The organism is Ruegeria sp. AI3, from assembly GCF_056541245.1.
In genome coordinates, this window is record NZ_JBQFYA010000025.1 from 1 (window position 1) to 7,973 (window position 7,973).

Consider the following 7,973-nt stretch of genomic DNA (forward strand, 5'->3'; position numbering starts at 1 on the left):
ACCGAAACCTCGTCTGCACATGCCCACCAATGGAAGCATACGAAGAAGCCGCAGAATAAAACTACAAACCCCCGCCGAAAAATCGGCGGGGGTCATCGAAGGGAACAATGTTTCTCTCACCTGACCCAATCAAACCATTTGGTGGTTCTGATGAAGCATTATGTCATACAAAATTGTCACGCAGGTGCAGCTCAAATCGCCAACGTGGCAAAAGAACGCCCTCATCACATCGAAGTCATTCTGCGCTGCCAAGAGGATAGGGCATCAGCAGAATTGGTAGTGGAGTTTTTCCATGCGTTGAACACATTGATCGCTAAAAAAGCCTATGTGGTGACAGCACGTGTTGTTGCTAACGACAAAGTTGGTGGACCACTTGATTGGGCTGGGCGGACTGCGGTGTTCTGGGGCGACTTGGAGAGTGCATGGTGCCCGGCAGGAGACCAAAAGCTTTGGGTTTCGCAAGTGATGAATCTGTCACCCAGAGTGATTTTGGTCGGCGGCGCCGTGATGTTGCTGGCGCAGATGGCAGGTTCTGAACCAAGAGCGGCTGCAGTGCATGCCACTTTTGAAGCGGCTGCTTTCGAACAGGGAATTGTCAGCTGCGGGGCATCAACTTGCCTGGCGTCAGATGGTCGATTGCACAGCGCCAATACCCGCATCAGTGCTCTGGGATTACTTTCGGAGCTCGTTTCGGATGATCACGGTCAACATATTGCTGATGCGCTACGCAGATATGTCGGATTGAGCGAGCCAGGGAAGAAAACCGAGAGTCAAATTGCCAATCGGCTCATTGGCGAGGCCAAAGGGGACGAGGTGGTCATTCATACGCTGGCGACCATGATGACGCATATCGAAGACCCGTTGAGCATTTCAGAACTTGCCGCGAAAGTTGGTACATCTGTCCGGCAGCTTCAGAGAAGATATCTCAGCAAAACAAATGCGAAGCTTCTGGACACTTACAAAGAGTTGCGTTTGGAGAGGGTTGGGATCTTGCTCAAATACACGGACATGCCCTTTGCAGAAGTTGCCGCCGCAACTGGGTTTTCGTCTCGTTCCGCCATGTCCCGGAGCTTCTTCAAACATTGCAAATCTACTCCCGAAGAAAGCAGGAAGCGGCGGTATCTTGGGTGTGAATAGAACAAGCGCTCTCAATTCAGCGTGCAGTTTCTGGATGCGCAAAAGCACCTAATAGCGAACAGTCTGGCGTTCAAAAACGAGGGCGTGGACGCCTGATTGGCTGCGCCAATCGTGGCGCGAAGACCAAGTAACACGACATCTGTGATAGCCAAGGGCGTCCGGTAAACCTTTTTTACTGCCGGGCAAGCTAGCGACTAAATCGGCATGCGAGCCTTGCTTAGCAGCGTGTCAGATGTTGACTGGCTGATTGGAGAACATGGCTAAGACGCTGACCGGCATCTGAGATGCGTCGAAAGAAAAAGGGATGCGGGCCTGTTTCGAAGGTCGAAGGTCGAAGGCGACGCAAGCAGGCTGTCAAATACGACAAAGGTCACTACAAAGGGCGTTACTGGATCTAAATCATGCTCTGCAGATCCAAGGATTTGCGGCGTGCCGCAATCCGCTCCAACAGATGTTCCAAGGTATTTCTGTCCGCCATAGCACTTGGTTGGGGTCACGCTTTGCGATAGATGAATTCATTTTCAGGATTGGCTGACATGGCGTCCAAAACATCGTTGACCCGGCTATTCAGAGGTGACTTTTTGCAAACGGGATCTGTGGCTTCGGCATCTTGCGCAAAGGCCATCGCCTGACAGCGGCAGCCTCCGAAGTCGATCTCTTTGCGTTCGCAGCTTTGGCAGGGTTCGGGCAACCAATCGGTTCCCCTATAGGCATTGAAGGCACTGCTGTGGTTCCAGATGTCCGATAAGGGTTTGTCGCGCAAGGACTCGAATTCCAGATGGGTGATTGTCTGCGCCGCATGGCAGGGCAGGACGGTGCCGTTGGGCGTAATGTTCAGGCCCGTGGACCCCCAGCCGCCCATACAGGCTTTGGGAAAGTCTGAGTAGTAATCAGGTGGCACGAAGTCGATGGCCAGAACGCCGCGCAAATCCTTGCTGGCGCGGGCAACGGTGTCTTTCACGGTGTGGGTCTGCTCAAGTGTTGGCAGCAGTGCGGCGCGGTTCGACAGCGCCCAGCCGTGGAATTGCACACAGGCGACCTCGAGCCTTCGGGCACCCAGCTCAACGGCCATTTCGATTGTTCGATCCAGATCATCAAGATTGTGGCGATGCATGACCGCGTTCAGGGTCAGCGGGATGCCCCTGTCACCAATCTCTTTGGCGATGACCATCTTTCGGTCAAATCCGCCGCGATAGCCCCCAATGCGATCGGCCAGAGCGGCATTCGTTCCCTGCAAAGACAGTTGGATGTGGTCCAGCCCTGCTTCCTCGAGTCGATCCAGCCGCTTGGGGGTCAGCCCGATGCCGGAGGTGATCAGGTTGGTGTAAAGCCCGATACGCGCGGCCTGTGCGGTCAGGTCTTCGAGATCGCGGCGCGAGGCGGGTTCACCCCCCGACAAGTGCAATTGCAGGACGCCCATTTCGAAGGCTTGCTGGAACACATCCGCCCAGGTCTGCGTGTCGAGTTCCGTTTCCTTGCGCTCAAGCTCCACAGGGTTGCTGCAATAGGGGCAGCTGAGCGGGCAGCGGTGGGTAAGTTCGGCCAAAAGCGCGATGGGGGCTGGGGCGGTCATGCCTGCACCAACACATAGAGGCGGCTGCGCAGGGCCTGCAGGAAGTGTTGAACATCGGTTTCGACCTGATTGGCAGGGGCGTCGTAAGTGGTGGCAAGATCAGTGACGATCTGGCTAAACGAGGTCTTCCCATCCACCCGCGACAGGATGGCGACGCCGATATCGTCCAGCTCAATCACCTTTTCCGGGGCCTGTAGGACCATGCGGTCACGCACCGTGTCGCGTTGAACCCGCACGCCGCGCGGCAGATAGGGGCAGTCGGTCTGGTGCAGCTCAAGCGTCATAGCAGGCCTTCCCCCGGTTTCCACGCACCGGGCGGGACTAGGCCAGGCTCCACATATCCGGACCAAAGCGCATCCAGCTGCGCCCACAACACGTTGGTTTTGAAGATCAGCGCCTCGCAGGCCATATCTTCTTTTTCTTCTGTATCGGCATGGTCTAAAACCCAGTTCAGGCCGAATGCTACGTCCTTGGGGGCTTGGGTCAGACGGTTTTGGAAATAGGACAGGCTGTCGGAATTGGCGAAGTCATAGTGCTGCAACAGGCCCTCAATCCGCTGTTCGTGGATTTTGGGGGCAAACAACTCGGTCAGAGAAGACGCGACCGCCTGCAGCAGAGGCTTTTCGCGCACGTAATTCACATAGGCGTCGACGGCGAATTGGGTTGCGGGCAGGATACCGCGGCCTGAGGCGACATAGTCGGGGTCCAGCCCCACAGCCTCGGCCAGTTTCAGCCAGCGCCGGATGCCGCCGCCTTCGGTCACGCCGCCATCGTGGTCTTCGATGCGGGATCGCCACTCGCGCCGGATATCGGGATCGGTGCAGCGCGACATGAAGGCGGCGTCCTTCATCGGAATCGCCGCCTGATAGGCCCAGCGATTGATCACCCAGGCGCGCACCTGATCGGGGGTGCATTCCCCACTGTGCAGCCGGTGATGAAACGGGTGTTTGTCGTGATAGCGCTCAGCCCCGATCTGACGCAGGCGGGCCTCAAGAGTTTCGCGGCTCATATCGTGATCTCCTGCCCGTCATAGGCGATGGTCCAGCCTGCGGTTTCCACAAAGGCGCGTTCCGGGCTGTCGGGTTGCATAACAGGGTTGGTGTTGTTGATGTGGATGAAGGTTTTCGCCGCGCGGATCTCTTGCAGTTGGGCGATCGACCCCTCGGGCCCGCTGATCGAGATATGGCCCATCCGCTGTCCGGTTTTCACACCGGTTCCGGTGCGGATCATCTCATCATCATCCCAAAGCGTGCCGTCAAAGAACAGCTGATCGGCATCCGCAATTCGGGCCAACAGGTCATCGGTTACCTGCGCGCAGCCGGGGATGTAATAGGCGGTCTTGTCGGCGGTGGTCAGCCGGACGCCCACGGTCTGTTCGCCCAAGAGATCAGTCTGGACACTGTCGCCTTCCATGAACAGAGGGACCTTGCCGGGCACCGCAAAAAGCTGCGCCTGCAGCCCCTCTTGCAGGGTGAATTCATCGCCCAGGGCAATCTGACGGCGGTCGACCTTCTCGTGGTTGACTGCGTCGAAAATCCGGTTCTGGGACAGCACATCCAGAATATCGCCCGTGGCAAACAGGGTGAACGGGGTCTGTTCCCGCAGGCTGAGCAGCCCGGCGATATGGTCGATATCCCCGTTGGTCAGCACGACCGAGGCCACAGGCGTGTCGCGCAGCGCGCGGGGGTGCATTTTGGGATTGTCCAGCATCTGCTGCCGAATATCGGGCGAGGCGTTCAGGATGCTCCAATTCAGACCATCTGGGGACACCGCCAACGAGGATTGGCCGGACGGCGGGATCTTGCCCTTGCGGGCATCCTCGCAATTCCGGCAACCGCAGTTCCATTGTGGCAAACCGCCACCTGCAGAAGCCCCAAGAACCAGGAAATGCACTTTGGGCCTCCGCTGCGTTTACGTGATCAGAACAGGTCGGGCTCGTACTCGCGGCCTTCGTCCTCGGACGGAGAATACATGTTGATCTCCATGCCGCAGTTCACTTCTTTCAGCTTCGGTGTGCTCCAGGTCATAGTTTCCTCCCGATGAATGACTGGCGTTGTAAAAAACCTACTACCGGCACGATTTTCGGAAAATGCTCCTTTGGTCGTAGGGATGGGGTGTAGTGTTGAGGGTCGGGTCGGCTGCGTCAACCGCCTTGGGGTCGTAGAGGCGGGACTTAGGACTTTCGTCGAATGTCATGGGCGCAGGGGGAAATATAGTCTCACGCTCATGCGCGCGATCCTGCTTCTTGTGTTTTTGCTTTTCAGCGGTCTGTCGGTTCAGGCAGAGCCTCTGCCGCGTGAGCAGATCGAAACCTATATCCGCGCCCCGTTTTCACTAGGCGACGCATTGAACGATGACGGGGTTTACAGCCTGCTGAACTCGGGCGGCAGTGAGGCCGGATATGTGTTTGAATCCGAACCCTTGGCCCCCTTGCCGGGGTTTTCAGGCGCGCCGATCAACATGCTGGTGGTGCTGGATCTTGAGGGGCGCTTTCTGGATGTCCAACTGATCAAACACAATGAACCGATATTTGTCTCGGGTCTGGGAGAGGCCCCGTTTCACAAATTCTTTGAACAATATGGCGGGCTGTCGATTTCGGATTCGATAGTGGTGGGAACGCCCTATGGCGACGCGGCGGCGGGTTCACAGCTTGTTTATCTGGATGGCGTCACCAAGGCGACGGCCAGTGTGCGCATTGCCCACGAATCCGTTATGGGGGCTGCGCTGGCGGTGGCCCGCGAAAAGATGCAGGGGTTGGCCACCGCGCCGCCCGCCTTTCCCGACCCCGAGTATCAGGAGGACCTGACCTGGCAGGATCTCGTCGATCAGGGCATCGCCACGCGCAAGACCTACACCAACGCGCAGGTCGACGCCTTGTTCGCAGGCACCCTGTGGGAGGATGACGACCCCGAGGCGCAGGAGTATCCAGATGAGCCGTTCTTGGACATCTGGGTTGTCGATCTGGGGCCTACCTCCATCGCCCGCGCTGCGCTGGCGGAGGACAGTTTCGACGACCTCCAGAGCTTTCTCGAAATCTCGGACAATGATGAACCGATCCTGGTGATCGAAACCGCGCGCCACGGGTTGGTCAGCGAAGATTTCGTGCGCAACACCGCGCCAGACTGGCTGTCAGCCGAACAAGATGGCTTTCCGGTTGCCCTGCGCGATGCCGATCTGTTCGTGGAGCTGGCTGATGGTCTGCCCGATGGCACCGCCATGATCTTGCGCACGGACCGCAGGCTGGGATTTGACCCCTCGCGCGATTGGGTTTTGAAGGTACTGGCCGTGCGGGAACACGGCATGTTCCAGCCCGAAACAGGCTCCGTCACGCTTGAGGTGCCGCATGTCACGCCCGAGCGGTTCTTTACCCGTCCGGTTCAGTTAACGCCGGTCCCGCCGTGGCTGGAGGCGCTGCGCAACCGTCAGACTGACATGATCGTTCTGGGGATCTTCCTGACAAGTCTCGTCGCCGCGCTCAGCTTTCGTATGAATGCACTGGCGGCCCAACCTTTGTTCACGCCGCTCCGCTTGGGCGTGCTGGCGGTTGTCATCGGTTTTGTCGGATGGTGGGGACAAGGGCAGTTGTCCATCGTCACAGTTCTTGGAACACTCAGAGCAGCAGTCGAGGGTGGCAGTTTCGCGTTCCTTCTGTACGACCCGTTTTCCCTGTTGATCTGGGCGGTGTCCATCGCTGGTTTCATCGCATGGGGCAGGGGGCTGTTCTGCGGTTGGCTCTGCCCATTCGGCGCGATGCAAGAGTTAGCGCATCACTTGGGCAAAGCCCTCCGCCTGCCGCAGATTGAGCCGTCCGAGGCCTGGGACAGACGTCTGAAATGGTTGAAATACGTCATCCTTGCGGGCCTTGTGGGCGTTGTGTTCGCCGCCCCCGATCACGTTGACAAAGCCGCCGAGGTCGAGCCCTTCAAAACTGCGGTTACTACCTTCTTTGTGCGCGAATGGTATTACGTGGCTTACGCGGCGGGATGGCTGTTCCTCGGAATGATGCTGTTCAAGGGATTCTGCCGCTATGTCTGTCCGCTCGGGGCTTTCATGGCGATCGGAGGGCTGTTGCGCGGGCGCGATTGGATCGACCGGCGCACGGAATGCGGCTCTCCGTGTCAATTGTGCAAGGTCAAATGCAAATACAGGGCCATCGCAAAGAGCGGGCGCATCCAATATGATGAGTGCTTTCAATGCCTTGACTGTGTGGCGATCCATGACGACAGTACCAAATGCGTGCCTCTGATTGTCGCCGCCCGACGCCAAGCCAGAGAGGTCGCCGCCGAATGATAAACCGCCGCCGCTTCCTTGCCATCTCTGCCGCCGCGTTGGCGACCCCGGCTGCGGCCCAGCCCACAAAATGGCACGGCTATGCCTTGGGTGCCGAGGTCAGCCTAGCCTTTGACGCGCCTACGGACGTTGCCGAACCCGCCATAGCCCGCATCCGAGCCGAGCTAGAACGCTGCGAAGCATTGTTCAGCCTCTACCGCCAGAATTCCGACTTGTCTCGGTTGAACCGTTCTGGCCACCTGAAAGCACCCGCGCCCGAAATGCTGGCGCTTCTGCGCGCCTGCGATCGCGCCTACCGGCAGACCGACGGGCGTTTTGATCCGACCGTTCAGCCCTTGTGGCAGGCAGCGGCGCAGAATGGAGACCTCGATGCCGCGCGCAAAGCTATTGGATGGGACCGGGTTCGGATTTCGCCCGATTACATTGCGCTGGATGCCGGCCAGGCACTGACGCTGAATGGTATTGCACAGGGCTACGCTACGGATCTGGTCACAGAGGTGCTGCGTCAGGCGGGTTGGTACAACGTATTGGTCAATATCGGTGAATACTACGCCGCCGGGCGCAACTGGACCCTGGGCGTGTCAGATCCCCAACACGGGATCGTTCAGACCCGGACGCTCAAAGATCAAGCGATTGCCACCTCTAGTCCAGCTGCGTTGCGACTGGGTGGCGGTCAGTTTCATGTCCTGAATCCGAAAACCATGCACCCACCCCAATGGTCGACGGTCAGCGTTCAGGCTGCAGACGGCACATCGGCAGACGCATTGTCAACGGCGCTTTGCCATGCAGATGAGGGTGAGATTCAAACCATACTGGATCGGACACCCAATCGCACCACTGTAATTTGTGTTCACCAGAATGGGTCTGTCCGGACCTTCCAATCATAGCAAAAGCCCCGAGGTTTTGCCCGGGGCTTTAGGGTTTGTTGTTTTTGTGTTTATGCGCAGTCTTGGACGGCACGTTTTGTCATGAC

General features: G+C 58.1%; 8 protein-coding genes and 1 pseudogene. 4 read left to right on the forward strand and 5 right to left on the reverse strand.

Annotated features, from left to right (window positions below; genetic code table 11):
* Both ACRZ95_RS22490 and ACRZ95_RS22495 read left to right on the forward strand, forming a co-directional pair.
* Window positions 1–1,137, forward strand: a 1,137-nt coding sequence (locus tag ACRZ95_RS22490; RefSeq protein WP_480555619.1) for a helix-turn-helix domain-containing protein, incomplete at its 5' end; no start/stop codon positions are given.
* Window positions 1,138–1,208: 71 nt separating this feature from the next.
* Window positions 1,209–1,646: pseudogene (locus ACRZ95_RS22495) on the forward strand (transposase family protein); the annotation flags it as partial.
* Here ACRZ95_RS22495 and pqqE read toward each other — a convergent pair.
* Genes pqqE through pqqA form a run of 5 tightly spaced genes read right to left on the reverse strand, consistent with a single transcriptional unit; the run spans window position 1,631 to window position 4,737 of the window.
* Window positions 1,631–2,710, reverse strand: a complete 1,080-nt coding sequence (gene pqqE / locus ACRZ95_RS22500) for a pyrroloquinoline quinone biosynthesis protein PqqE (protein ID WP_170681753.1) — start codon at window positions 2,708–2,710, stop codon at window positions 1,631–1,633. The pseudogene ACRZ95_RS22495 and the gene pqqE overlap by 16 nt on opposite strands.
* Window positions 2,707–2,994 carry a pyrroloquinoline quinone biosynthesis peptide chaperone PqqD gene (pqqD, locus tag ACRZ95_RS22505; RefSeq protein WP_170681755.1) on the reverse strand — a complete coding sequence of 96 codons (288 nt, stop codon included), beginning with the start codon at window positions 2,992–2,994 and terminating at the stop codon, window positions 2,707–2,709. The genes pqqE and pqqD overlap by 4 nt, the downstream gene beginning before the upstream one ends.
* Window positions 2,991–3,719 carry a pyrroloquinoline-quinone synthase PqqC gene (gene pqqC / locus ACRZ95_RS22510; RefSeq protein WP_170681757.1) on the reverse strand — a complete coding sequence of 243 codons (729 nt, stop codon included), beginning with the start codon at window positions 3,717–3,719 and terminating at the stop codon, window positions 2,991–2,993. Before pqqC ends, pqqD begins: the two co-directional genes overlap by 4 nt.
* A complete protein-coding gene (gene pqqB / locus ACRZ95_RS22515) occupies window positions 3,716–4,603 on the reverse strand; it encodes a pyrroloquinoline quinone biosynthesis protein PqqB (RefSeq protein ID WP_170681759.1) in 888 nt (295 codons plus the stop codon). The genes pqqC and pqqB overlap by 4 nt, the downstream gene beginning before the upstream one ends.
* Before the next feature lie 26 nt (window positions 4,604–4,629).
* On the reverse strand, window positions 4,630–4,737 hold the full coding sequence (gene pqqA / locus ACRZ95_RS22520; protein ID WP_152460716.1) for a pyrroloquinoline quinone precursor peptide PqqA: 108 nt from the start codon (window positions 4,735–4,737) through the stop codon (window positions 4,630–4,632).
* A gap of 199 nt (window positions 4,738–4,936) precedes the next feature.
* Here pqqA and ACRZ95_RS22525 point away from each other — a divergent pair, with 199 nt between their 5' ends.
* Window positions 4,937–7,000, forward strand: a complete 2,064-nt coding sequence (locus tag ACRZ95_RS22525) for a 4Fe-4S binding protein (protein WP_480555622.1) — start codon at window positions 4,937–4,939, stop codon at window positions 6,998–7,000.
* Window positions 6,997–7,887 (forward strand): FAD:protein FMN transferase, encoded by an 891-nt coding sequence (locus ACRZ95_RS22530; protein WP_170681763.1) that lies wholly within the window; start codon window positions 6,997–6,999, stop codon window positions 7,885–7,887. The genes ACRZ95_RS22525 and ACRZ95_RS22530 overlap by 4 nt, the downstream gene beginning before the upstream one ends.
* Window positions 7,888–7,973: the final 86 nt, after the last annotated feature.